This is a genomic window from Marinomonas vulgaris (genome assembly GCF_018145875.1).
Taxonomy (GTDB): Bacteria; Pseudomonadota; Gammaproteobacteria; order Pseudomonadales; family Marinomonadaceae; genus Marinomonas; species Marinomonas vulgaris.
The window spans coordinates 12,499-35,961 of sequence record NZ_JAGSSV010000017.1 but is presented as its reverse complement, the minus strand read 5'-3'; the positions used below and the strand labels follow the sequence as shown (position 1 = coordinate 35,961).

22 protein-coding genes are annotated in these 23,463 nt (G+C 44.3%); 10 read left to right on the top strand and 12 right to left on the bottom strand.

Annotated features, from left to right (window positions below):
- Window positions 1–42: 42 nt before the first annotated feature.
- From J9B83_RS12100 to J9B83_RS16015, 3 genes are all read right to left on the bottom strand, one after another.
- Window positions 43–786 carry an efflux RND transporter periplasmic adaptor subunit gene (locus J9B83_RS12100; RefSeq protein WP_211537085.1) on the bottom strand — a complete coding sequence of 248 codons (744 nt, stop codon included), beginning with the start codon at window positions 784–786 and terminating at the stop codon, window positions 43–45.
- 36 nt (window positions 787–822) lie between these two features.
- Entirely contained in the window at window positions 823–2,394 is a 1,572-nt protein-coding gene (locus J9B83_RS12095) for a TolC family protein (protein WP_211537084.1), read from the bottom strand.
- Between the two features lie 72 nt (window positions 2,395–2,466).
- Entirely contained in the window at window positions 2,467–3,096 is a 630-nt protein-coding gene (locus tag J9B83_RS16015) for an OmpA family protein (RefSeq protein ID WP_211537082.1), read from the bottom strand.
- 593 nt (window positions 3,097–3,689) lie between these two features.
- On the opposite strand from J9B83_RS16015, the gene J9B83_RS12085 reads away from it, so the two are divergent.
- The 3 genes from J9B83_RS12085 to J9B83_RS12075 all read left to right on the top strand — a co-directional run bounded on the left by J9B83_RS12085 (window position 3,690) and on the right by J9B83_RS12075 (window position 6,633).
- Window positions 3,690–4,217, top strand: coding sequence for a hypothetical protein (locus J9B83_RS12085; protein ID WP_211537080.1), 528 nt, complete (start codon window positions 3,690–3,692; stop codon window positions 4,215–4,217).
- Between the two features lie 13 nt (window positions 4,218–4,230).
- Window positions 4,231–5,748, top strand: a complete 1,518-nt coding sequence (locus J9B83_RS12080) for a molybdopterin-dependent oxidoreductase (protein ID WP_211537078.1) — start codon at window positions 4,231–4,233, stop codon at window positions 5,746–5,748.
- Between the two features lie 78 nt (window positions 5,749–5,826).
- Entirely contained in the window at window positions 5,827–6,633 is an 807-nt protein-coding gene (locus J9B83_RS12075; RefSeq protein ID WP_211537071.1) for a hypothetical protein, read from the top strand.
- A 331-nt stretch (window positions 6,634–6,964) separates the two neighbouring features.
- On the opposite strand, the gene J9B83_RS12070 is transcribed toward J9B83_RS12075, so the two are convergent.
- From J9B83_RS12070 to J9B83_RS12040, 7 genes are all read right to left on the bottom strand, one after another.
- A complete protein-coding gene (locus J9B83_RS12070) occupies window positions 6,965–8,428 on the bottom strand; it encodes an NAD-dependent succinate-semialdehyde dehydrogenase (protein WP_211537069.1) in 1,464 nt (487 codons plus the stop codon).
- A gap of 61 nt (window positions 8,429–8,489) precedes the next feature.
- Window positions 8,490–10,067, bottom strand: coding sequence for a BCCT family transporter (locus tag J9B83_RS12065; RefSeq protein ID WP_211537067.1), 1,578 nt, complete (start codon window positions 10,065–10,067; stop codon window positions 8,490–8,492).
- 124 nt (window positions 10,068–10,191) lie between these two features.
- Complete coding sequence (locus J9B83_RS12060) at window positions 10,192–11,682, bottom strand: aldehyde dehydrogenase (protein ID WP_211537065.1); 1,491 nt, start codon at window positions 11,680–11,682, stop codon at window positions 10,192–10,194.
- A 17-nt stretch (window positions 11,683–11,699) separates the two neighbouring features.
- Window positions 11,700–12,734, bottom strand: a complete 1,035-nt coding sequence (locus J9B83_RS12055) for an LLM class flavin-dependent oxidoreductase (protein WP_211537063.1) — start codon at window positions 12,732–12,734, stop codon at window positions 11,700–11,702.
- Window positions 12,731–13,639 (bottom strand): flavin reductase family protein, encoded by a 909-nt coding sequence (locus tag J9B83_RS12050; RefSeq protein ID WP_211537062.1) that lies wholly within the window; start codon window positions 13,637–13,639, stop codon window positions 12,731–12,733. Before J9B83_RS12050 ends, J9B83_RS12055 begins: the two co-directional genes overlap by 4 nt.
- Window positions 13,626–14,465, bottom strand: a complete 840-nt coding sequence (locus J9B83_RS12045) for an alpha/beta fold hydrolase (RefSeq protein WP_211537060.1) — start codon at window positions 14,463–14,465, stop codon at window positions 13,626–13,628. The genes J9B83_RS12050 and J9B83_RS12045 overlap by 14 nt, the downstream gene beginning before the upstream one ends.
- Entirely contained in the window at window positions 14,437–15,036 is a 600-nt protein-coding gene (locus J9B83_RS12040; protein ID WP_211537058.1) for an amino acid synthesis family protein, read from the bottom strand. Before J9B83_RS12040 ends, J9B83_RS12045 begins: the two co-directional genes overlap by 29 nt.
- A 147-nt stretch (window positions 15,037–15,183) precedes the next feature.
- On the opposite strand from J9B83_RS12040, the gene J9B83_RS12035 reads away from it, so the two are divergent.
- From J9B83_RS12035 to J9B83_RS12005, 7 genes are all read left to right on the top strand, one after another.
- A complete protein-coding gene (locus J9B83_RS12035; RefSeq protein ID WP_211537056.1) occupies window positions 15,184–15,846 on the top strand; it encodes a GntR family transcriptional regulator in 663 nt (220 codons plus the stop codon).
- The gene (locus J9B83_RS12030; RefSeq protein ID WP_211537054.1) at window positions 15,843–16,235 is read left to right on the top strand and encodes a carboxymuconolactone decarboxylase family protein; all 393 of its coding nucleotides are present in this window, start codon (window positions 15,843–15,845) and stop codon (window positions 16,233–16,235) included. The genes J9B83_RS12035 and J9B83_RS12030 overlap by 4 nt, the downstream gene beginning before the upstream one ends.
- A gap of 29 nt (window positions 16,236–16,264) precedes the next feature.
- Window positions 16,265–16,564: a DUF1330 domain-containing protein gene (locus J9B83_RS12025; RefSeq protein WP_211537047.1), complete on the top strand. Its 300-nt coding sequence runs from the start codon at window positions 16,265–16,267 to the stop codon at window positions 16,562–16,564.
- Between the two features lie 300 nt (window positions 16,565–16,864).
- Window positions 16,865–17,881 (top strand): ABC transporter substrate-binding protein, encoded by a 1,017-nt coding sequence (locus J9B83_RS12020; RefSeq protein ID WP_211537045.1) that lies wholly within the window; start codon window positions 16,865–16,867, stop codon window positions 17,879–17,881.
- A 75-nt stretch (window positions 17,882–17,956) separates the two neighbouring features.
- Entirely contained in the window at window positions 17,957–18,808 is an 852-nt protein-coding gene (locus J9B83_RS12015; RefSeq protein ID WP_211537043.1) for an ABC transporter permease, read from the top strand.
- A 1-nt stretch (window position 18,809) separates the two neighbouring features.
- Window positions 18,810–19,610 (top strand): ABC transporter permease, encoded by an 801-nt coding sequence (locus J9B83_RS12010; protein ID WP_211537041.1) that lies wholly within the window; start codon window positions 18,810–18,812, stop codon window positions 19,608–19,610.
- Window positions 19,611–19,631: 21 nt separating this feature from the next.
- Entirely contained in the window at window positions 19,632–20,759 is a 1,128-nt protein-coding gene (locus tag J9B83_RS12005; protein WP_211537033.1) for an ABC transporter ATP-binding protein, read from the top strand.
- Window positions 20,760–20,987: 228 nt separating this feature from the next.
- Here the strand turns inward: J9B83_RS12005 and J9B83_RS12000 are convergent, their stop codons facing one another.
- Window positions 20,988–22,922 carry an FAD-dependent monooxygenase gene (locus J9B83_RS12000; RefSeq protein WP_211537031.1) on the bottom strand — a complete coding sequence of 645 codons (1,935 nt, stop codon included), beginning with the start codon at window positions 22,920–22,922 and terminating at the stop codon, window positions 20,988–20,990.
- 298 nt (window positions 22,923–23,220) lie between these two features.
- The gene (locus tag J9B83_RS11995; protein WP_211537029.1) at window positions 23,221–23,373 is read right to left on the bottom strand and encodes a hypothetical protein; all 153 of its coding nucleotides are present in this window, start codon (window positions 23,371–23,373) and stop codon (window positions 23,221–23,223) included.
- Between the last annotated feature and the right edge of the window lie 90 nt (window positions 23,374–23,463).

The following is a 23,463-nucleotide window of genomic DNA, read 5'->3' as shown; positions in this document are numbered from 1 at the left end:
GTTTGCTGTTTTGCCCTTGTTCAATAAGAGCAAAAGTGCGTTTTACTGTGATGTAAATTCGGCGACGACACTCATACCGGGTAATACCTTAGCGGGTATACTGGAGATGGTCGCACGCAGCTGTAACGTTTGGCTGGTCGGGTCGACACTCGGTCCAATGTGACTCACCACCGCTCGCAGGCTTTGTTGCGTTTCTTCTACTCGCAAGCCAATAGCGCTATTGAGTTGCAACCAAGTCATCCAGTGGGCGGGTACAATGATGTCAGCTTCTAGTGAGGCACGGCTGACGATGTTCATCAACGCCTGTTGCTGTTGCACCACTTCAAAACGCTGAATATCAAGCTGTTCAACATAGCCATCAAAAGGTGCCTTGATGTCACATCGATCAACATTTAATTGCGCCATGCTTTGTTCCGCTTGCGCCTTTTGTAGCTCAGACTCTGCGATAACGACTTCTAGTGTGCCGATGGAATTTAACTGGCTAAGCTGGCGCGTACTGTCTAACTTTGCCGTTGCAACCGCGACTTCTGCGTTCACTTTTTGCAACTGGGCCGCAAACAATCGGCAGTCAAGTTGGATAAGCGTATCGCCTTGCTTAAATCCATCACCCATCTTTTTGGGTAATGCAATGACACGGGCGGCCAGTTCGCTAGATAAGGTGGCTTTGTTGGTTGCAACCAACAAGCCCCTCGCTTTCACCGTCTCTTGTGCCACAACAGGCAATGAGAAGAGACTCGCGAATAAACAAATCAACAAGGCTTTGGTTTTCACTTTTTCCGCCGTCATATTCTTTATCCTAATCGTCACCTTAGCCATCAAACCCTATTTTTCTGTGGTGTGAGCCGCTAACGCTGCCTGCATCTCGTCTTCAGACACATAGGCAATGTCGCCCTGTTCCCAGCGAGCAAACATGGTGTCAAAGGCATTGGACAATTGGTCTAAATTCATCCCACCGAAACCCTCTGGCAATGGATCTAACCCCATGGAAACCAGCACTTTACCGAAGTTATTCTGCAAATCTGCGTAGGCCACATCACGGCGTAATTCTGCCAACAAAGCGTTAAGATCTTCGCGGATAACGGCTAATTCGCCTGTTTGCTGTGCTGCACGGCTTGAATCAACTTGCCCTTTAATACGCTGAGCCACGTCGTAGTATTGATCCGCCAGCGCGTAAGTATCGTTGGCTTCGCTCAATTGCAAATTGGCAATATGGACTTGCGAAATGACCGACATGGACATGGCAAGCGCTTTTTGCTTACTGGCCGCCACTTTTAAATTGTTCAATTTATCAATGCTGCCATAGCGGAACACATTCATTAGGTTCCAGTTAATGCCAACCCCTGTTGATGTCCAGTCGTTGTAACGTAAGTAGTCGGAATCGTTATAATTAAGACCCGCGCTAAGGCTTAAGCTTGGGAACAAAGACAAGAAGGCAGAATGCACTTCTTCTTGGGTGATGCGTTCTTGATATTGGGCTTCTCTCAATTCTGGACGTAACACTAATGCGGTGCGCTCCATATCCGCCATTTTCAATGACAGAGTTGGCGTGGTGAAACTTGGGTTGTTAACGTCGGCGAGTTCAAATTCCGTTGCCGGGTTTAGGCCCATTAAAATCGCCAATTCAGATTTCGCTGGCACCAAGTCTTTACGGATATCTTGCAGAGTACGAAGGGTTTCTAACAAGGCACGTTGATAAGTTAAGGCTTCCATAGGCGACTGACTTCTCAGCTGTTCTATTTTTGCTGAATCAATCAGTGCACCGCGTGCTTTGGCAATCAGTGGATTAATCTTGGTTAACAGACGTTCTGCCGACACCGCACGGTAGTACGCGCGACGAGATTGCTCCATGATGCTGTGAACCACTTTGCGTTCACGCTCTTTCGAAATCAAAAAGCGATCAGCTTGCTGTTTGGCACGATAGTAAGACAATCCAAAATCCAACACGTCCCACGTTGCACCTATACTGGCACTGACCGTGGTTTTGTCGGAGGAAACGGAATAAGTAGGGTTACTGCCCAAACTAGAAGGTTCGTCACCAACGAAAGTCACCGAAGCCGAAGCGGCGTAGTTGTTTCGACGATTATAGCCTGCTTGAGCCGCAAGCTCTGGCAGCATATCGAATCGATCGACGGCCAGTTGTCCCTGAGATACTACTGCTTCAAAGGCTTTGAGTCGTGCATCTCGGTTGTATTTGATGGTTCGCGCAAAGGCTTCATTTAGGTCAATTGGACCTGTAATAGGCGCAAGATCCTTTTCCAGCATGGCTGTGTTTTCATTGACACTTGTCATTACATCGCCATCGGTTAAACGGTTTGGGGTAACAGAACAACCTGCGACCGTCGCCGCAACCAATACAGCGAGAAGTGTTTTACCAAAAGTAGGAAGGGCAGCCATGATATCTCCTTATGAAACAACGAAAAATTATAAAAATGAGAAGTGGTTGTGTCGCGTTTATTGGGCAATAGCCTAATCAAACGACAGCTCAACACGACGATTAGGGGCGTAAAGACGAATGAGGGCTTCTCTTGATAAATCATCTTGATCAACTTCCGCCACAATAAGGTCTTGCTCTCCATGGGCTTGAATAGTCAATTGCTCGGCAGGAACACCCGATAACAGTAAACGTTGACGAACGTACTCTGCTCGATTGTAAGACAAGGCACGGTTGTAGGATTCACTGCCAATAGGATCTGTGTAGCCATGAAGAGTCAGAGTGATTTCTGGGTTCGCCAACAAAAAGGTGACGACTTGCTGAATATCTGAAACAGTGGCGTGGACATTATCAAAGCCAAATTCAATTGGAGCGATCACAGGAGTGGCATCAGGAAGTGTGGAGGCAGCAATCTCCTCCGTGGTGACCACATTTGCAGATTGATCTATCGAGGCTTGTTCTGCTGAATCGACCACGTTTGATGGCGAATCGGAAGCTGTTAATGGTGGCTCAACAACCTGAGCACATCGGGTAAAATTATCGTCACAACTTAATGCCACATTGCTTGTATCAAACGTTGTACTTGCACAGCCCACCACGAAGACTGCACTAGCAAGCACTATGCTTGTTTTAAAAAACACTTTGTTTAGAAAAAAACGAAACACCGTATACCCCTCAAAATCTTGCTAAAACACACCTTACCTGTGTACTTTGCAAAAACTAACAACCACCAAACATCGAGAAAACTCAACGTCCTTGTTTGACCGATCGTGAGGTACAAGAACAAAACATGTCATTGAATGATTAAAGTGTGGAGGTTACAACAAATATGTATATAAAAAGGAATAAACTTGTATTTTTTGAGTAAAAAATTGTTTCAGATCACTAAAGTCTTTTTTTTTCTGTCGTTAATACACTGGTGAAATGACGACAAACTAGCAACACGGCTTGACCTGGTTAATGGGTTTAGGATTAACAGGATGATTTGAGTCGCAAGGGATTGATGCATTCAAGAGACCGTAAACAAGGCTGAATGAGCTTTTTTAAGAGCTAAAAGTAATGAAATGGGTGACATTTTTATTTTTTAGCCGAGTTAGAAGTACTGGCTACTGTTCAATTTTTTAATCGCAGTTTCCTTAGATTTCAGCTTAATGCCTGACATTGTTGCTGTTAAAAACACTATCCTGTACAAATGTCAGCTCGACAAGACCAGTAAAAAGCTGACTGACGTGTAATATTCATTAATAGAGGCAGTGTAATGGAAGACCACAACTCTCCTGCTTTGCGTTCTGGTATAGACCTCCGCGGCACCAAAAATGCCACTGAACCTGTACTTGAGCACATCAAACCAGGTAAAAAGCGCGCTCCGCTTTTCCGCTATATCCGCATCAACTTGCCCAGAGTCACTCGATTACTACTTGTCGCCTTAATCGCTGTGATCGGTGTGGCGTCGGCAATGGTGACTTTTTCAAACCATGAGATCTTTCCTTTTGCTACTCAAGCACTTTGGTGTATTACCGGAGGCTCTGCTGTGTTTGTCACCACTGGTTTCATGTCTAATGCTCGCATCTGGACATCGGGGTTGATCATTGCCTTATCTTCTTTGCTAGTTTATTTAGGCGGAATTTTTGGAAAGGCTCCTTACGTCTGGAATGGCGCAAGTATTGTTGATGCGGCTATTTGGAATCTGACACTGTTTGCCGCTGTTATCTACATCCTACTCTTTTGGGCACTGCGCTTTGGAATGATCGTCGCCGCCCCTGATAATCAAAATTTTACTGACTAGTAAGGGTTTCTCAATGGATCTCGGATTTCCTTGGTGGCTTCGCGTGGAGCACTTCCTCAACATTATTTTTATTTCTTTTCTTGTTAGATCAGGCCTAGAAATTTTATCAACCTATCCCAAACTGTATCGCTCGCAACACACTGTACCTGGCACTTCTTGGGCGCAATTCACGATACAAAAAGAGCCTAAACATAAGTACTACACGGTAGGTGGTGAATACAGCGACTACTCTCCTCGTGTATCTTTGCCTGGACGAGGTCTTCTTGGTCTTGGGCGATATTGGCATTTTATGGCCGTTACTGGTTTTGTGACCTGTTGGGTTATTTATTTTGTGTTATTGCTGGTTACTGGTCAGTGGCGACGCTATGTTCCTACTAGCTGGGATACGTTTGCTCAGGCGGGTCAAGATATGCTGTCTTACCTTGCCTTTACCATGCCTCATCCTGTTGAGGGAATGGTGTTTAACGCCCTACAACAGTTGTCATACGGTTTCATCATATTAGTTTTAACACCTTTGGTAATCCTTACTGGCGCGTTTCAATCTCCTGCTATAGCCAATCACTTTTCTCGAATAACACGGCTTTTAGGTGGCCGCCAAGTGATTCGTAGTACGCACTTTTTGTGCCTTGTGGGGTATCTGGCATTTTTTGCTATTCATGTCGTGTTGGTCTTCCTACACGGTTATCTACACGAAACCTCAAAAATGGTATTGGGAGATTCAAACAACCCTGTTCTGGGCGGCAGTATTTTTACTGTTGGTCTCACTCTTGTCGTGGCTCTGCATGTGATAGCCACACGATGGTCGCTATCTGATGGACGCGCAGTTGAAAGGCTACACAATGTCATTGTACGTCCATGGTCAAATCTGCTTTATAAACTGCCTGCACGCATGCAATACGATCGTTCCAATATCACTGGTAAAGACGTCGGCCTTGAGAATACAACACAAAACTTTCGTGGCAGCGGGCGACCTCCAGAAACCGATGAATACCTTGCTCTTATGGCTAACGGCTATGAGGACGACTATGTGCTTGAAATTGGAGGCTATGTAGAGCATCCGATGACACTTACGATTGCGGAGCTTCGTGAGTTGGCATCAGGTCATTCGCAAACAACACTCCATCATTGCGTCCAAGGGTTTTCCTCGATCGGACGCTGGCGCGGCATTACCGTATCTGACCTTCTTGATCTGGTGAATCCCTTGCCAGGTGCAACAGATGTCATATACACCAGTTTTCAGAATATGGGGCGTGATGACATCCTTTATGAAGGAGGCACCTACTATGAATCCACCCCCATGGTTGAAGCCAGAATGCCTCAAACACTCATCGCTTTCGAGCTAAATGACGAGGGTGAAATTCCAGCAAAAAATGGAGGTCCTGTACGTTTGCGTCTAGAAACCTCAACGGGGTTTCGTAGTTTAAAATGGCTCGAACGCATCGAGGTCGTTAACCGATACGATATTATTCTTGAAGGCCGCGGTGGCTACTTTGAAGATACTGATTTCTTCGACCGTAACCAATCCATCTGATTGTTCACGAAAAAGGAAAATAATTTCATGACGACAAAAAAGACACGGCCACGCTCTCAAGTCGAACTAGACGCCCACATGGCCAAAAAACAAAGGCCGGTGCGCAACACATTCGAGGGTATGTATCCATTACATGAAGACATTGAGCTATCAGATGAACAAGTTCAAATCGTAATAGATTACTTACAAGATGTTGATTTTCATTTGCCGGGCGCTTCTGCAGACGAATTTCTAGTTGTTCGCTGGGCCCGTTACACCGGCTTCCAATTTTTACAAGAAGACTTGGAAGCGTACGCTATCGGACTCAGATGTACCCACCCAGGAATGGAGGATCAGCACACCTTTATTCGTATGTCTTGGGGTCAGTTAATGGGGGATCCTGAAGCCATTTGTTTACCCGTAAACAAGCCAGTATTAGCAAGCGACATGATGACACTCGCACGCTACCGCGATACACGTACAGGGCCTTCAAAAACCGGCGTCAATGCCTATGGTGATAAATCGAAGGATACAGCGCACGGCGTCGACTTTGATTTAGCACTGTTGAACGGAGCACTCGACGATGTACTTAAGCATCATATTACAGGTATGGGACGCGATATAAATTCATGGTGGGACCCTGCCCTTAACTGGGGAGTCGCGATGGCTGGACGATACCCGCGACTAAAGTACTTAGAGTCAAAAGAACGCCTAACTGAAGACACCTTAGCTGCTTTAAATACTTTTGAAGAGCGGGCAGCTAAAGCTGAAACAGCCTTGCAAGAGCTAGGCTTAGCATCGCCTGCACAAATGGCTAAAGACACGCTCAAACAGGCTGAGAAAGCAGAGAATGGCAAGTTTTCCCGTCGCCACCGTATCCGTAACCCGCAATCACTTACCAAATGAACACTGAGGCTAAAGCAAATGGCATGACTAAAAGTGCATCGACGACTTACCCTGATTAGTCGTGTTTAAAACTAAAAAGCCGAACACAAAGTTCGGCTTTTTAGTTCAAGATATATGTTCAGGGGCCTCAGATACCATATTAGTTCTTTACTTATTCAGTTCAGTTCAGTTGGATTATGAAAAACACTTGTGTGTAGGGTTTTCATTTTTGAATGATAGAGAAAGAAAGTTAACATCAATTGCAATTGAGTACTTACTGAAAGCAAAGACTCATCACCCTGCCAATTATGATACAAATGGCTACATGACGAGTCTTTTATTTCTGTAAAATTCAGATGTTACCCAAGCAAATGTATTTCGTTTCGAGGTAATCATCTAGGCCATATTTCGAGCCTTCTCTGCCTTGGCCAGATTCTTTTATACCACCAAATGGGATCATTTCAGAACTGATTGCGGTTTCATTAACACCAACCATGCCATATTCAAGACGCTCACTCACTCTCCAACAACGCGACTGGTCATTCGTAAAAATATAAGCTGCCAGTCCGAACTCTGTGTCGTTGGCCATGGCAATGGCCTCATCATCAGACTCGAACTTAAAGACTGGGGCAACAGGCCCAAATACTTCTTCTTTCGAAAGTCGCATGGTTTGATCTAGGCCACAGATCACTGTCGGCTGATAAAAATATCCCTCGCCTTCTCGTGCCGCTCCGCCAATGTTAACCGTTGCCCCTTTACCAACCGCATCAGCGACCAAATCAGAGACATTTTCCACCGCGTCGTTTGTAATTAAAGGCCCCATGGTACTGCTTGCTTCCATCCCATTACCTAAAACAAAATGAGACACTTTTTCTGTTAATTTTGTCACGAATTCATCATAGACACTGGCATGAACCAACAATCTATTTGCACAAATACAGGTTTGACCTGCGTTCCTAAATTTTGCGGCAAAGGTACCCTCAACGGCTTTATCAATATCCGCATCACTAAAGACCAGTACGGGAGCATTGCCTCCTAATTCCATGGAAGTCCGTTTTACAGTTTGCGCTGATTGCGCCATTAATAATTTTCCAACTCGTGTAGAGCCTGTAAAGGTGACTTTTTTAACCAATTTATGACTGGTTAGTTGCTCCCCTATCGCGACAGCATCTGTTCCTGGTATGACACTAAACAACCCTTTAGGAATGCCTGCTCGCTGTGCAAGCTCAGCTAGGGCCAACGCAGATAGAGGTGTTTCAGCGGCTGGTTTTAAAACAATCGCACACCCCGCAGCTAATGCAGGTGCGACTTTACGAGTAATCATTGCCGTTGGAAAATTCCAAGGTGTAATGGCCGCCACCACACCAATAGGCTGTTTCATCACTAAGGAGCGGCGATTAAGCGTGGTGCTAGGAAGCAAGTCACCGTAGATACGCTTGGCTTCTTCTGCAAACCATTCAATATAAGAGGCTCCGTAAATCACTTCACCAAGTGCTTCACTCAGAATTTTACCTTGCTCTAGGCTCATTATGTGCGCTAAATCGTTTTGATGTTCGATAACAAGGTCATACCATTTTCGTAGATAAATCGACTTTTCCTTTGCCGTGATATTTGCCCATACTTCCAGTGCTTCATGAGCCGCAACAATGGCTTTTTGTGTTTCTGAAGCACCTAAATTGGCGACCTTCGCAATGCACTCTCCGTTCGCTGGGTTAATAACATCAAACTCTTCACCAGAATCTGCGGCGACCCACTCGCCATTAATAAAGCCCTGAAATTTAAATAGGGTGCTGTCGTTTAGTGCTGCATTAAACATTGATTAACTCCAATAAATGGGGTGAATCTGCTTCGCACTGTTCGTACGAAGCAGATATAAGTTAGTTTTGTTTGGCTAAATCATTTTCGGTGTACGTTACGCCCATTTTTTCGTCATTTAATCCCTTGGCCAGTGCCCAGCACATAAAGACCAATATGATAGAGAATGGAAAAGCCGCTATGATCGACGCCGTTTTAAGTGCATCGAGCCCACCAGCTAACAGTAAAACCGCTGACACAACACCAAGCCCAACACCCCATGCCAAACGCAACCATTTAGGCGGATGTGCACTGCCTTGAGAGATAATGGTACTAATAACCAGAGTGCCTGAATCTGCAGAAGTAACGAACCAAGTTACAATCAATATAGTTGACAGCAACGCCACTGGCCCCGTCAAAGACTCGACACCCAGGGCTTCGATCGTGCTGTACAAGGCTTGCGTAATGTCATCATTCACTACTTGAGTAAGATGACCACCTTGGAACAAATCAATATGAAGCGCCGTTCCACCAAATACAACAATCCAGATAAAGCCGCCTAAAGGGGGAATGATCAAGGCCGACAACATGAATTGACGAATGGTTCGGCCACGGGAGATGCGCGCGATAAACATACCGACTAATGGACCCCAAGACAGCCACCAGCCCCAGTAAAAAATTGTCCACCAACCTTGCCATTGCCCCTCTGGATTCAAATCTACCCAAAAGCCCATAGCAACAAATGACACCGCATAATCACCCACACTCGACACAGCAAGGTCTAAAAGAAACACCGTCGGCCCAGCCACAACGAAGAAGACAATAACTAAAACACTCAACCGAATGTTCCAAATACTCAACGTTTTAATGCCGCGTCCCACGCCCGATAGTGCAGACAGAGTGGCCACTAAGGTCACAACCGCTATTAAAATCAACTGTGATTGTGTCGAAATTGACATGCCAAACAAATAATTCAATCCAGCATTCATCTGTGATACGCCTAATCCCAGTGTGGTTGCCGTACCAAATAAGGTACTAAAGATGGCAAGCAAATCCACCGCATGGCCAATCGGGCCATTAATACGCTCACCCAACAATGGATACAGCCCCGACCTTACCGTCAGAGGTAAACCTCGGCGATAACTAAAATACGCAAGGCACAACCCAACCAAAATATACACAGACCAGCCATGAAGTCCCCAATGAAACATGGTGATTTTTATGGCCATTTGAGCAGCTTCCACTGTGTTAGGCTGAATGCCTTCCATGGTCATAAATGGGTTGCCTTGCATATGCATAATGGGTTCGCCAATGCTCCAGAACAGTAACCCAGTACCAATGGCACAACTAAACAGCATTGAAAACCAAGCCACAAAGCCGAATTCTGGGCTTTCGTCATCTCTACCCAAGCGAATTTTACCAAAGCGACTTAACGCCACCCAAATAGAAAACCCAAGTACACCACTCACAACCGCGATGTAATACCAACTAAGGTTGGTCGTAATCCAGCCATTAAATGCATTGAAAACCTTATTCGAAAAGGTCACATCAGTAACAGCGAACATAACAAAGGCAAACACCATCAAACTGGATGCAATACACATAAACTTATTTGTGCCCAACCACAAACCACTGGGCGACACTGTCTTGCTCGGTTTCATACAAACTCCTAAGCATTCCCTTCAAAATTGAAGATATTATTTTTATTTTAAGATAACGAGCTTAGCGCCCTTTCAGGACGGAAAAGGCTAGCTCATGTAAGTTACAGGGAGACGTTATATGGTATTAACGCATCACAAATGGATTCGACATAGGTTCACTGGATGTACTAATCCAAGTGGTGCGAACTCGAATATAATCTTGAATGGCTTGAATGCCGGCCTCACGACCGTAACCAGACTGGTTTATGCCGCCAAAAGGTGCCATAGGCGATACCGCTCTGTAGGTATTTACCCAACAAATACCCGATCTGATTTTTTGCGAGACACGCAAGGATTTTGATAAATTCTCAGTGAATAACCCAGAACCCAAACCAAACTCAGACGCGTTAGCCAGTGTGATAGCCTCTTCTTCCGTATCAAAAACGGCAATAGACATAACCGGTCCAAACAACTCAACATGCAAGGTTTCAATCTCAGTATTGGGGCATTCAACAATCGTAGGTGCAAAATAATAACCTGCACCGAGATCTGTGATTCGGTGACCTCCAGTTAATATTTTCGCCCCCTGCGAAATTGCTTTTTCTAACGCTCGCTCTATCCCTTCTATCTGAGCAAGAGTACAAAGCGGCCCAATATGAGAGCTAGGATCAAGTGGATCACCCACATGAATTTGCTTGGTACGCTCAACCAAATTAGCGACCAAACTTGGATACAAGTCACGCTGCACATAGACTCGTGAACCGGCCACACAAGACTGACCAGATGCGCCGAAATTACCCGCAATAATGCCATTGGTCGCACTTTCGAGATTAGCATCATTGAACGCTAGAATCGGAGACTTACCACCAAGCTCCAATGAAGTCACCGCGAAATTATTGGCCGTGTTGCGGACAACATGCTTAGCTGTTTCCGGGCCGCCAGTAAACGCAAGTCGATCAATATCATGATGAGACGTTAACGGAATTGAGCAGCCTGGGGCGTCGCCCGTAATGACAGACACAACCCCTTTTGGAAAGCCCGCTTCAGTAATCAATTTAGCAAACTCAAGAATGGCGATAGGCGCGATTTCCGAGGCTTTGATAATCACACTACAACCAGCAGCAAGAGCAGGCGCTAATTTAGTTGCCGTAAGAAACATTTGAGCATTCCAAGGCACAACCGCTGCCACGACCCCAATCGGCTCTGGCTTGGTAAACACATGCATATCAGGCTTATCGATGGGAAGAGTGTGTCCTTCTATCTTGTCTGCCAGACCCGCATAATAACGATAATAATTCGCCACATAATGCGCTTGAGACTGAGTCTCAGCAGCCAATTTACCACTGTCAGTGGTTTCTATCGCCCCTAATTCGGACGAATGACATTCCAATAAATCTGCCAGTTTATTAAGCAACTTTCCCCGTTGTGTGGCGGTGATGCCTGCCCACTCTGGTTCAGACAATACACGACGAGCGGCAGCAACAGCACGATCGACGTCTTGAGGTTCAGCGCAAGCAAAAGTTGCCCACGGCTCACCCGTTGCTGGGTTTATTGTCGTCATCACTTTACCAGTGGCGCCTTCAACCGATTCACCGTCAATAAAAAGTGCGTAGTGAGGTAACGTTAAATTAAGCATGTTGTCTCTCTAGGGTCTTAGTTAAATGCAGGCATCACTTCGTCAATAAAGCGGCGCAAAGACGTTTCTTTTTCGATTCTGGACATACTTGAATCGCTCCAGTAGGAAAACTCGTCATAGCCAAGATCCTCATAGTACTTGAGGCGATCTATAATTTGCTGCGAAGAGCCAATCATTAAATCTTTTCGAATGGCGTCACGCTTATAAAATGGGTGATTGTCTATTTCGTCTTGACTTAATGCTTCAATCAATCCTTGAGTAATAGGGCGCTCGTTCTTGAACCATGACCCAAAGTAACAATAAAATTCATGTAATTTGCGAGCCGCTTTTTCGAGTTCCTGTTCGTCGTTCGACACATAAGTATGCTGCAAAATCATAATTTTGGTGCGTTTTTCAAATTTCTCACACGCTTCTTTGTATTTACTAATAAGTGACTCAACCTCTTCAAGACCTTGCCAAAGCGGGGTCACTTGAACATTGCAGTCTTGGCTGATGGCAAATTCATGACTGTTGATATCGCGTGCCGCTACCCAAATTGGTGGACCATCTTCCGTAGAGGGTTTTGGTGATGATGTGGTTTTAGGAAAATTATAGTGCTTACTTTCCTGAGTATGATCCCCTTTCCACAAACCTTTAATGGCCGGTATCATTTCACGTAAGCATTCGCCTGCTTGCCAAGCATCAATGCCACCTGGAACCATTCGTTCATATTCAAACGAATAAGCACCGCGTGCGATCCCCAACTCCAAGCGACCTCCGGTGATAATGTCCGTCATAGCGGCCTCACCGGCTAACTTAATAGGATGCCAGAATGGCGCAACCACGGTACCTGTTCCCAAACGCACTTGTTTCGTCTGATGAGCAATATCAATAAGGTTTAAAAATGGATTCGGCGCAATAGTAAAATCCATGCCATGGTGCTCGCCCGTCCAAACGGTGACCATGCCACCCTCATCAGCCATCTTGCACAATGATATAAATTCATCATAAAGTTCCATTTGACGCTGGCTTTCGTTAACGCGCTCCATGTGAGCAAATAATGAAAATTTCATCGCACATCTCCTTCTACTTCATTACCAAAATACAATTTAAAAACACCGTTTTGTTTTTCTGTGACAAAACGCTTAACCATGGCAGTCAAATCGGAGGAGATAAATGGCAATGTGCTCAACGCATCCAGAGATACATATTCACAATCCGATGGGATAGAGCCCGATGAACAATCTACTCGGTAGAAAGCAACAAAGTTGTTGGTGGTGGCTTTCTCATAGACAGAAAACACCTGACTAATTTCAAAGTCGCCGCCCAGTGTCGTCAAATAACGAGCGAGGGAAGCACGAGAACCTTCATTTTGTGAGATATCAACAACAGGCAATGTGTAACCGGAGTCGGTTTTTTGCACCAGTAGGTTGCCAGCAGACTCAATTAACGCACCAACGCTAGCGCATTTGCCATGTGCCATGTCTTCTGCTTTGTGTTCCATACCCAAGCTAAAATAACCGCCTTTTGCATAGCCCAAACCAAGTTTGTCATTGCTTGAAAAGCTTTCTACTTTTCCGACCAACATTAAATGATCACCGGCAGGGATTTTATGAAACGCAGAACAGGAAAAATGCGCGACAGCACCCTCTATTAGTGGCGTTCCAAATTCATCTGCTGAGCACTCTACTTCGGAAAAACGGTCACCCTTGGAGCTGGCGAATGTGTTTGAAGCATGTTGCTGATCTTCAGCTAATACACTCACACTAAAATGATCGCATTGTTCAAACACATCAAAGCTCGATAGTTTGTTCGCTGGGCACACCATTAATAGCGGTGGATCCATGGATATCGAGGTAAAAGAGTTTGCGGTAAAACCCACTTTCTCACCTGTTTTACTCACGGCAGTCACTACTGTGACGCCCGTCATAAACGAGCCAAAAGCGTCACGTAATGCTCGTGGATCATATGTACTCATAAGAAACCTCTTCTATTGGGTCAAAGCAATGTTGCCCAAATGCTTTTATTATTGTGTTAATTTCTTTGTGGTGCGTTAACGTCAACATATGACGAGCATGCTCAACGATGTATCGACTGCCCTTTGGGCATAAGTCGGCCATGGCCTCAGACATTTTTGGCGTTGAATTAGCATCCCCACTTCCGGTCATAAACAGCGCGGGAATTGTCAGCGATGACAGAGCGTCATTGGATGGACCATCATTAAAACAAAACACTTCATAGGCTTGTTGGTAGCCTTTCAGTGATGCTTTGCTTAGCCACTCGCTACACAGTTTGGCGTTTTCTGTGTCGGCTGAAGACAATGGAAAATCAAACCAACGCTTTACCGGTGCGGTAACATCATCCGTTGAAAGACTCTCTTTTATCTGAGATACCCGCTTCAAGACGGCTTTTTTGGCCTCTTCAGATCGTCTAAAAATAGAGTTGAGAGCAACAACACCAACACAACTGTTTGAGTAACGTATCGCGAAATTCAATGCGATCATGGAGCCCATTGAATGACCAACCATGACCACTGGCGTTTCAACATCTGACGTAATCCATGAGGCAATGACATCCGTGTATTGGTCAATGTTTCGACATTCTGGGTACAGATCACTGTCACCATGCCCCGGCATATCCACAGCATAAACAGTAAACGTTTGTGCTAAATATTCTATTTGATGAATCCATGCGTCGAGTCTTAAACCCACACCATGGATCAGCACAAGAGAAGGTCCTGTGCCAACCTTGATATAAGCTAAGCCCTGCGACGATTTAAACCGCTGCGGGATTTTCGATATCATGTCCAAGCTCCTTCAACTCCTGGTAACGGTCGCCAATTCGATGATGAGGACGACCACCGGATGCTCCTCCTAACACGACAACGACTTCGTCGTCTGCAGGTGCATCGCAAATATTGAATTGTAGAGTTAAGTAGTGAGAGCGACGACCGCCATCGTTTTTGTCCATCATGGGTACAGAAATACAGGCATTAGCTGGACCGCGGGTGTTGGTGAACGAAAGGAAGGATTTAGCTTCAACCGCTTCGCGATAAAAGTTACCGAAGTGCAAGGTATGAATAAGCGCAGAAGCGTGTTCAATTTCACCTTTTAAACCAACAACGGCCGCTTTACCGAAAGCTTCAATGTTTTCTGCGCCTCCCGCTAATTCACAAATACGATCTGTTAACAATTTGCCCAATTGAGGGCCGTAGTCCAACACAACGGGTCTTAAATCTTCAACATAACGACCTGCCCAAGGGTTTTTTACTACTGCTGCCACCGCAAACATGCGTAAAGGTTTATCTGCTGCTTTAAAACCTTCAACTAGAGTTTCTTCCTCAAAGCACACTATTTTACGAATTTCTAAAGTCATAATTTTTCCCGATGGATATTGTAAGGTTCATTCTTGTAGTATGGTATACCATAATATGCAATCATAAACATACTATCTTATCCAGTTCAATCGATAATGTGCTAATATTTAAAAATACTGTTTTAACTAACAAGGAAAAGAAAAACGATGCAAAAGGTTGAACGCCCTAAAACGCTTAAAGAAAGTGCGCTTACATCATTACGTGATGCGATTACAAGCAATACGCTAAAGCCGGGGACACGCCTAGTTGAAAGAACTTTATGCGAAACAATGGGGGTAAGCAGAACAGTAGTGAGAGAATGTATTCGCCATCTAGAGAGCGAACGCCTGGTTCATGGAATACCAAATTCTGGTTTTGTTGTCGCCTCTATAAGCGATTCTGAAGCCCGTGAAATCTATGAAATCCGTGCCTTATTAGAAGGCGCAGCGGTAAAAGCATGCAGTAAAGTCATCACTTCTGAAGTCATTTCTCAGCTTTATGCGATCCATGATGATATCGCTCTGTATCTTGAAAAAGACGACATCAAAACCGCCCTCAAACTCACAACCAGTTTCTATGAACTGATCTTTAAAACGGGTGAGAAGCATGTGGCTTGGGTTCTTGTTGAGCAATTAAATTCTAGAATATCGCGCCTGCGCGCTTTCACGCTAAATTCAGAAGGTCGTAAAACCGCTGGCCCTAAAGATCTTTACGATCTTGTAAAAGCACTTGAAGAGCATAATCCAGAGAGAGCGGTTGAAATATGCGAACGACACCTACGTCAGGCGTATGAAATAGCAGTACAAATCGATAAAGGAACAAAATTATGAACAAAGAATTGTTTGAATTAGGCATTAAGCAGCGCAAATCCACGTTGGGCGATGAATATGTCGAGAAAAATCTGCAAAAAGCAGATGCATTTAATCTTCCGTTTCAAGAAGCCATGACAGAGTGGTGTTGGGGTTTTGGCTGGGGGGATGACACCATCGATGCCAAAACACGCTCCATGATGAATCTTTCTATGATTGCTGCACTGGGCAAAATGGAAGAATGGGAGTTGCATCTAAAAGGCGCCATTAACAACGGGGTCAGCGTGGAAGAAATACGTTCAATTATTCATGTTATCGCTATTTACTGTGGCGTTCCTCAAGGTGTCGAGTGCTTCCGTATTGCTCGTGCATTGCTGACAGAACAAGGCCTTTTGGCAGACAACAACTAACACTCATAAACACAAACAAGAGAATGACTATGAAAGGTTATTGGATTGCCCATGTCAAAGTCGACGACGCAGAAGCGTATCAAGCGTATTTAGCGTTAGCACCAGGGGCTTTGGCTCAACACGGCGCGCGCATGCTTTCTCGCGGAGAAGACTTTACCATGCTAGAAGGAAATCAACCTTCGCCAACCCGTGCTGTGGTGTTTGAATTTGATAGCTATGAAGCTGCTCTTGATTGCTACCATTCAGAGGCCTACCAAAGTGCTCGTGAGCATCGCTTGGCTTGTGCTGACGCAACTGTCTTGATTCTAAAAGGACTTCCTCAGAATTAACGTTTATTAAATTAACATCCCCAGAGTTAGACAAACGGCGGCTATTTGAATAGTCGCCGTTTGCATTTTCAGGCACCTCTTTCTCCAATCTTCCCCCAACATTTAACTTTTCTAATATTAATTCCTTTCTCGTTTTATAAAAATCAAATTGCATAAAAGTCAAAACTTGCTTGACCATATTATGGAATACCATAATATGGTCTGGCGAGTTTGTTTTTTAAACAGTCATTTTTTTGGCTAAATTCGAATGCAGAACGCCAAAATATAACTAAAAAATAGAACACATAAGGAACTTATAAAATGAACAAATTGATAAAAAAAGGGGCATTAACGCTTGCCCTAAGTATGGCTGTAGCCGGTGCCAACGCAAGTGACTCAATGAACTTCGTTAGCTGGGGCGGATCAACTCAAGACGCTCAACAACAAGCATGGGCTATGCCCTTTACGGCCAATACAGGCATCAAAGTCGTTCAGGACGGACCAACAGATTACGGTAAATTAAAAGCCATGGTTGAAAGCGGCAATGTGCAATGGGATCTTGTCGACGTAGAAGCCGATTTTGCCTATCGCGCAGCAAGTGAAGGCTTGCTTGAGCCACTGGACTTCAGTGTTATTGATAAAACAAACATCGATCCGCGCTTTGTCTCCGACTACGGTATAGGGTCGTTTTACTTCTCTTTTGTGCTTGCCTACAACAAAAATCGCTTATCGAGCGAGCCTACTTCGTGGTCACAACTTTTCGATATAGAGAATTACCCAGGTAAGCGTGCTTTGTATAAATGGCCAAGCCCGGGTGTTTTAGAAATGGCACTTATTGCTGATGGTGTCGCTGAAAAAGACCTATACCCTCTGGATCTTGATCGTGCCTTCAAAAAACTAGATACCATTAAAGATAATATTGTTTGGTGGGGCGGCGGCGCGCAATCACAGCAACTCCTCGCCTCTGGTGAAGCGAGCATGGGCATGTTTTGGAATGGGCGCGTGTTTTCTTTGCAAGAAGATGGCTTACCGGTTGGCGTAAGCTGGGACAATAATCTTGTTATGTCGGATTTTTTAGTCATCCCTAAAGGGGCTAAAAATAAAGACGCGGCAATGAAGTTCTTAGCTTATTCAACCAGTGCGCAAGGCCAAGCTGACTTTGCCACTCTAACAGCGTATTCACCAATTAATAATGAAAGTAGCGCCCTTATCGATGAAGGTCTAAACGCTTATTTACCGACCAGCTATTCTGAAGATCAAGTGTCTCTAAATTATCAGTACTGGGCGAAAAATGGACAGGCTATTAGTTCTCAATGGAACAGCTGGTTACTGAAGTAACCTCTACTTCTGGCTCTTTTTAACCCGTTTACCGCTGGGAACACCACGCTCCCAGCGGGCTTTAAGGTGACTGATATGTCTTTACTTCTTAGTAGTCGAAAATGGAAGGACTTGTCTCTTCTTTTTCCGATTTGTTTGTTCTTAGGTATTTTCTTTCTTATCCCTCTTGTTATTCTTCTGATAAAAAGCGTTACCGTGCCCTCGTTCGGCTTAGGAAATTTTTATGAATTACTGGCCACATCCACGTACATTAAGATTCTCGGTAACACTTTTTTAGTGGCCACATTGGTCACTGTGTTTGCTGTACTGCTTGGCTTTCCACTCGCTTGGTGTATCACCTTGTTTCCAAAAGGATGGGGACGTTTTTTACTCAATGTCGTCTTACTGTCAATGTGGACCAGTTTGCTGGCACGCACCTATTCATGGTTGGTTCTGCTGCAATCTTCTGGTGTCCTGAATAAAATACTAATGGGCATTGGTTTAATTGATCAACCTTTAGAGCTGGTTCATAACCTATCTGGCGTCATTATCGGAATGACCTACATTATGATTCCTTTCGTTGTGCTTCCTCTGCAGGCTTCCATGAGCACAATCGACCCCATGGTATTACAAGCGGCTTCTATTTGTGGTGCTTCAGCTCGTTCTGTTTTTTTTAAGATTTTCATTCCCTTGTGTAAGCCAGGTATTTTTTCGGGTGCTCTAATGGTGTTTGTTATGTCGCTGGGTTATTACGTCACACCTGCTCTTTTGGGCGGTGTGAGTAACATGATGCTTCCTGAATTTATCGTTCAGCAGATTCAGAATTTCTTGAACTGGGGAGTAGCAAGCGCCTCCGCTTCTATCCTAATTGCGGTGACCTTGGTGATATTTTATATCTATCTAAAAGTGCAATCAGACTCACCAACATCCTCGAACAAAGGCAGCTGATATGTTATTGACCCCTCAATCTATCGGGTGGAAATTAAAGTCCACTTTGTATTTTATAACCGGTGCTATTGCTTCGTTTTTAGCGCTCCCAATTTTTTTCATTGTCGCCTTGTCGTTTGGTTCGTCACAATGGCTGATCTTTCCACCACCTCATTGGACGACAAAATGGTACGAGCGTTTTTTTGACAACCCACAATGGATAGAAGCCGCATTAACCAGCTTACAAGTTGCGCTTATGACGTCGATTATCGCAACCGCTATTGCATTGCCCACATCGTTTGCGTTGGTGCGCGGTAAATTTGCTGGAAGAGATTATCTGTACAGCCTATTCACGCTCCCAATGATTGTGCCGGTTGTAATCATTGCCGTCGCTACCTACAGCATGTTTCTCAGCTTAGGTTTGACTGGAACCCTAGTTGCATTTGTAATTAGCCACGTTATCGTTGCCCTACCGTTCGCCATGATTTCAATCATCAACTCTCTAAAGTTGTTCGACAAGTCCATTGAGAACGCTGCCGTGATATGTGGTGCTAGTCGACTCGAAGCCATTTTCAAAGTCACGTTTCCAGTGATTAAACCCGGTATTTTTGCCGGTGCGTTATTTGCTTTTTTGGTTTCTTGGGACGAAGTGGTGATCAGTGTGATGATGGCAAGCCCTGAATTACAAACACTGCCTGTAAAAATGTGGTCGACTCTTAGGCAAGACCTCACTCCCGTCATTGCAGTTGCTTCTACCTTACTGATCTTTATATCTATCTTCATCATGCTTGTCGCCAACATTTTACGTAAGCGCAGCCTCTAGGCTGAACGTTAGGAGTTTTCTATGACTACACAACAAAGTTCTGCACCACTCGTAACGCTTAAGTTACTTAATAAAGAATATGGACGGTTTACAGCCGTCAATAAGATCAATTTAGAAATTCAACAAGGTGAGTTTTTAACTTTCCTAGGCTCAAGTGGTTCAGGTAAGAGTACAACGCTATCGATGATAGCTGGCTTCGAAACACCGACCTCAGGTGAAATCCTATTACACAATAAATCTCTTATTAATGTGCCATCACACAAACGTGGTATTGGCATGGTATTTCAGCACTACTCGCTTTTTCCACACATGAGCGTCAGAGACAACATAGGCTTCCCATTAGATATCCGTAAAACCCCAAAGGCTGAACGCAATAAAAAAGTCGACGACATTTTAAAACTTGTGCAATTGGAAGATTTTGCCGAGCGACCGCCGACGCTATTATCTGGTGGTCAAAAGCAACGTGTCGCCATTGCTCGAGCGTTAGTGTATGAACCTGAAATATTACTCATGGACGAACCACTTGGTGCTTTAGACAAAAAACTTCGTGAAGACTTGCAGGACGAATTGCGTCAAATCCATAAACGCTTGGGCATTACTATTATTTATGTAACACACGATCAAGACGAAGCGATGCGCCTTTCTGAACGTATCGCAATTTTTAAAGAAGGCGAGATTGTTGGACTAGGCTCAGGTCGGAACTTATATGATTCTCCACCAAATGCGTTTGTGGCGTCTTTCTTGGGCAACTCTAATTTTATCAAAGTCCGTGCCGTATCCACGTCTGAGGCTCAATTCGAACAACAAACGTTAAAGTTTCGCGAACAAACTACCCCGATAAAGACACAAGCTGACATTCTACTGATGGTTCGACCAGAAAACCTACACGTATTGTCGGAGCAACAAGCAGAACAAGAACCACTCACTGTCGAGATGAATCAAATAGCGGCAACTGTTGAAGAAACCGTATTTCTTGGAGAAAGCTACACCTGCTCTGTTGTAACAGAGTCTGGGCAACGCCTAATGAGTAAATACATTTCAAAAGACCATTGTGAAATTGCGGCAGGAACAGATATTGTTGTTCGTTGGAATGTCAATCACACTAATGTTTACGATCAATGGAAACAGAGTGACATAACAAAGGCTTAAAGAAACTAAGATGAAGAAGTCGTAACATAGATAACTTTTTGATTCGAAAAATCGCAATATCTCATCTATTTTACTGCCTTTAACCCTAAACAAGCTTATTTAACCTTGTTTAGGGTGTTTTAAACAGATTAACTCCTTGCTCTAGTCAGCTTTAATGAACCAGACTTTTCAACATCTTCCCTAATAATATTAAGCTCAGAAAGCTTGGCTTTCCGAGCTTAATGGCATTTATTGCTGCTCTATCATGAAGTGATCAAAGAATTCCGCTAATTCATGGTGCGCCGTTAACGGAAGGATAGTGGCAACGTGCTGGTCTGGTCGAACCACCACTACACAACCTTTCTCTGTATTTATGCTTCTAAAGCGATAAGGGTCATGTTCAGCAGACTTTTGAAAGACTTTTTCGTAGTCGTGTAATCCATATTTGCCTTTCGCTGGCCACAGGTAGTTAGGGAGATCATGCATCGATAGATCTTCTTGTTGAAAGATCGCATAGGTGTCAATTACCGAGTCGATATCGGCGCCGTCTGGCGTATATTTCACCACAGGTGAGGTGTTATCTTTTGCCAAATAATCAATCAACTTATACACCTCTGAAGAATTGTCTGTAGGGCTTTGCTCACCACCAAAGACAAATAAACGCCAGCGTCCATCGGCTTTGACCAAATGCCCAAGGTGCTGAATACGACCATCTGCGGTTCGTTGTGCTTGAACTGAGTGGAAGCGCTGACCTATTTTGAAGCCTGTCGCTAACCCCTGATTTTCCTGACCAGTACAAAGGTAAGACGGGTAATATTCAATAGAGGCACCTGAAACAAAACCGCTTTGACGCTTCATAAAGGCTTCGATTTTGGCGGTATCTACTCTCGCGTGATCTGTGCTTTCACCCGCTGCAGGTCGCGTTGCCACCAGTTTAGACAATTCACGATCAGCATCAATTAACTGTTGGGCAACCTTGCGACGCTCTGTTTCATAAGTATGAAGCAATTTAGGATCGCATTTGCCTTGCAATACAGACGCCAGCTTCCACCCAAGATTAAAGGTATCTGGCAAAGAGGTATTAAGCCCCCAACCCCCTTTTGGGCTGTGAGTATGACATGCATCCCCAGCAACAAACGCACGAGGAATAATTTCCTCTGTGGAACCAAGTGGACGATTGTCAAAGCGTTCCGCAATTCGTTGCCCAACTTCGTAAATAGACCACCAAGCGACCTCTTTAACATCAAGCTTGTAAGGGTGGAAAATTTGTTGAGCTTTGGCGACCAAATCCTTTTCCGTCAGTTTGACATCACTGGCGCGCTTGTCTTTATCAATATGATCCAGCTCCACATAGAAACGACAAAGATAACCACCTTCACGAGGTATCGTCATGACGGCTCCGTGATCTTTGGACTGTATGAAGCTTTTTACACGAATATCAGGGAAATCGGTGTTAAGTAATATATCCATAACACCCCATGCTTTGTTGGCGGAATCGCCTTGCATAGTAATGCCTAAATTTTTACGGACACGGCTGCGACCGCCATCACAGCCGACCGCATAACGTGCTTTCACCGTTTCAATTTTGTCGTTACCCGCCTCATCGATACGCTTGAAGGTGGCTGTTATCGGGTAAGCTGTAACATCTTGAGTTGCGTCTTCGTCAATAATTAAGTCTACGAGCTCACGACTGTAATGCGGTTCTAGATTGGTCACTGAATTGCGCATGCCATCAATGAGTAATTCATGCAATCGTGCTTGGTTTACAATACCATGCGTAAATTCAGACAACCCCGCTCTAGCGTCGGCAATTTTTTCAGTTCGTTTGATGTTATTAGGGTTCTCTGCGTCCGGCTCCCAGAAGGTATTTTGCTTCAGCTGATACGTCTCTTTCACCACCATTTCACTGCTGTTAAAGGCTTCCATGATCTCTATCGTACGACATGAAATACCATCGGCGCGGCCAAAAAGTAAGGGGCCTGGCGCCATATCCACGATACATGTTTTGATATCATCGAACTCTGATAGTTGTCTTGCCATTGTCAAACCAGCAGGGCCGGTACCGACAATTAAAACATCTACTTGGCTTGGCAAATCAACAATAGGAGGGGTGGGATAAGGCTTGCGAGCCTTGTCAGAAACCTGATAATTACCTGGTTTAAAACCATTCAAGTGATATTGCATTACGATGATCCTCTAATTTTTATAATCCAAAGCTACAACATAGAAATATAATTAACATGTTAAGTTAAATGCTGTCAAGAAATATGAAATAGCTCTGTTTGCCTATGTAGGAGGTAGAGGTATTATGCAGTAAAAAAAAGCCGTTAATGGTGTCTTTTGAAATGAAAGGCAGGAGAACCATACATCTCTGCCAAGAGAAGCAATTGTTGAAAATGTACTGTTAATTACCGCCCAAGGCCTCAGACTCCCCTACTTATATAGGGGAGTCTGAGGCCATTTTTTCTTAGGCATAAGCAAGCTAAACTTTAAATCTAGAGGCAATCGCTTCTATTTGCCCAGCAATATTCTTAACATCTTCGCTAGCTCCATGAGCATCGTTAGTTGTGGCCATTGTTTTATCGATAGCAGTTTGAATTTCTGCCATATTTTGTGAAATTTCTGTTGCTGCCACAGATTGTTGTGGCCACTAACGAGTTCTTTTTATTGCTTGATTGTCTTAACTTTTTACGTTTAGATACACTCAATTATCTAGTACTAAATT

Excerpts from the sequence above, each read along its gene's own strand:
- J9B83_RS12100 (WP_211537085.1), bottom strand. The coding sequence starts at position 786 with ATGACGGCGGAAAAAGTGAAAACCAAAGCCTTGTTGATTTGTTTATTC.
- J9B83_RS12095 (WP_211537084.1), bottom strand. The coding sequence starts at position 2,394 with ATGGCTGCCCTTCCTACTTTTGGTAAAACACTTCTCGCTGTATTGGTT.
- J9B83_RS12085 (WP_211537080.1), top strand. The coding sequence starts at position 3,690 with ATGGAAGACCACAACTCTCCTGCTTTGCGTTCTGGTATAGACCTCCGC.
- J9B83_RS12080 (WP_211537078.1), top strand. The coding sequence starts at position 4,231 with ATGGATCTCGGATTTCCTTGGTGGCTTCGCGTGGAGCACTTCCTCAAC.
- J9B83_RS12075 (WP_211537071.1), top strand. The coding sequence starts at position 5,827 with ATGGCCAAAAAACAAAGGCCGGTGCGCAACACATTCGAGGGTATGTAT.
- J9B83_RS12070 (WP_211537069.1), bottom strand. The coding sequence starts at position 8,428 with ATGTTTAATGCAGCACTAAACGACAGCACCCTATTTAAATTTCAGGGC.
- J9B83_RS12065 (WP_211537067.1), bottom strand. The coding sequence starts at position 10,067 with ATGAAACCGAGCAAGACAGTGTCGCCCAGTGGTTTGTGGTTGGGCACA.
- J9B83_RS12060 (WP_211537065.1), bottom strand. The coding sequence starts at position 11,682 with ATGCTTAATTTAACGTTACCTCACTACGCACTTTTTATTGACGGTGAA.
- J9B83_RS12055 (WP_211537063.1), bottom strand. The coding sequence starts at position 12,734 with ATGAAATTTTCATTATTTGCTCACATGGAGCGCGTTAACGAAAGCCAG.
- J9B83_RS12050 (WP_211537062.1), bottom strand. The coding sequence starts at position 13,639 with ATGAGTACATATGATCCACGAGCATTACGTGACGCTTTTGGCTCGTTT.
- J9B83_RS12045 (WP_211537060.1), bottom strand. The coding sequence starts at position 14,465 with ATGATATCGAAAATCCCGCAGCGGTTTAAATCGTCGCAGGGCTTAGCT.
- J9B83_RS12040 (WP_211537058.1), bottom strand. The coding sequence starts at position 15,036 with ATGACTTTAGAAATTCGTAAAATAGTGTGCTTTGAGGAAGAAACTCTA.
- J9B83_RS12035 (WP_211537056.1), top strand. The coding sequence starts at position 15,184 with ATGCAAAAGGTTGAACGCCCTAAAACGCTTAAAGAAAGTGCGCTTACA.
- J9B83_RS12030 (WP_211537054.1), top strand. The coding sequence starts at position 15,843 with ATGAACAAAGAATTGTTTGAATTAGGCATTAAGCAGCGCAAATCCACG.
- J9B83_RS12025 (WP_211537047.1), top strand. The coding sequence starts at position 16,265 with ATGAAAGGTTATTGGATTGCCCATGTCAAAGTCGACGACGCAGAAGCG.
- J9B83_RS12020 (WP_211537045.1), top strand. The coding sequence starts at position 16,865 with ATGAACAAATTGATAAAAAAAGGGGCATTAACGCTTGCCCTAAGTATG.
- J9B83_RS12015 (WP_211537043.1), top strand. The coding sequence starts at position 17,957 with ATGTCTTTACTTCTTAGTAGTCGAAAATGGAAGGACTTGTCTCTTCTT.
- J9B83_RS12010 (WP_211537041.1), top strand. The coding sequence starts at position 18,810 with ATGTTATTGACCCCTCAATCTATCGGGTGGAAATTAAAGTCCACTTTG.
- J9B83_RS12005 (WP_211537033.1), top strand. The coding sequence starts at position 19,632 with ATGACTACACAACAAAGTTCTGCACCACTCGTAACGCTTAAGTTACTT.
- J9B83_RS12000 (WP_211537031.1), bottom strand. The coding sequence starts at position 22,922 with ATGCAATATCACTTGAATGGTTTTAAACCAGGTAATTATCAGGTTTCT.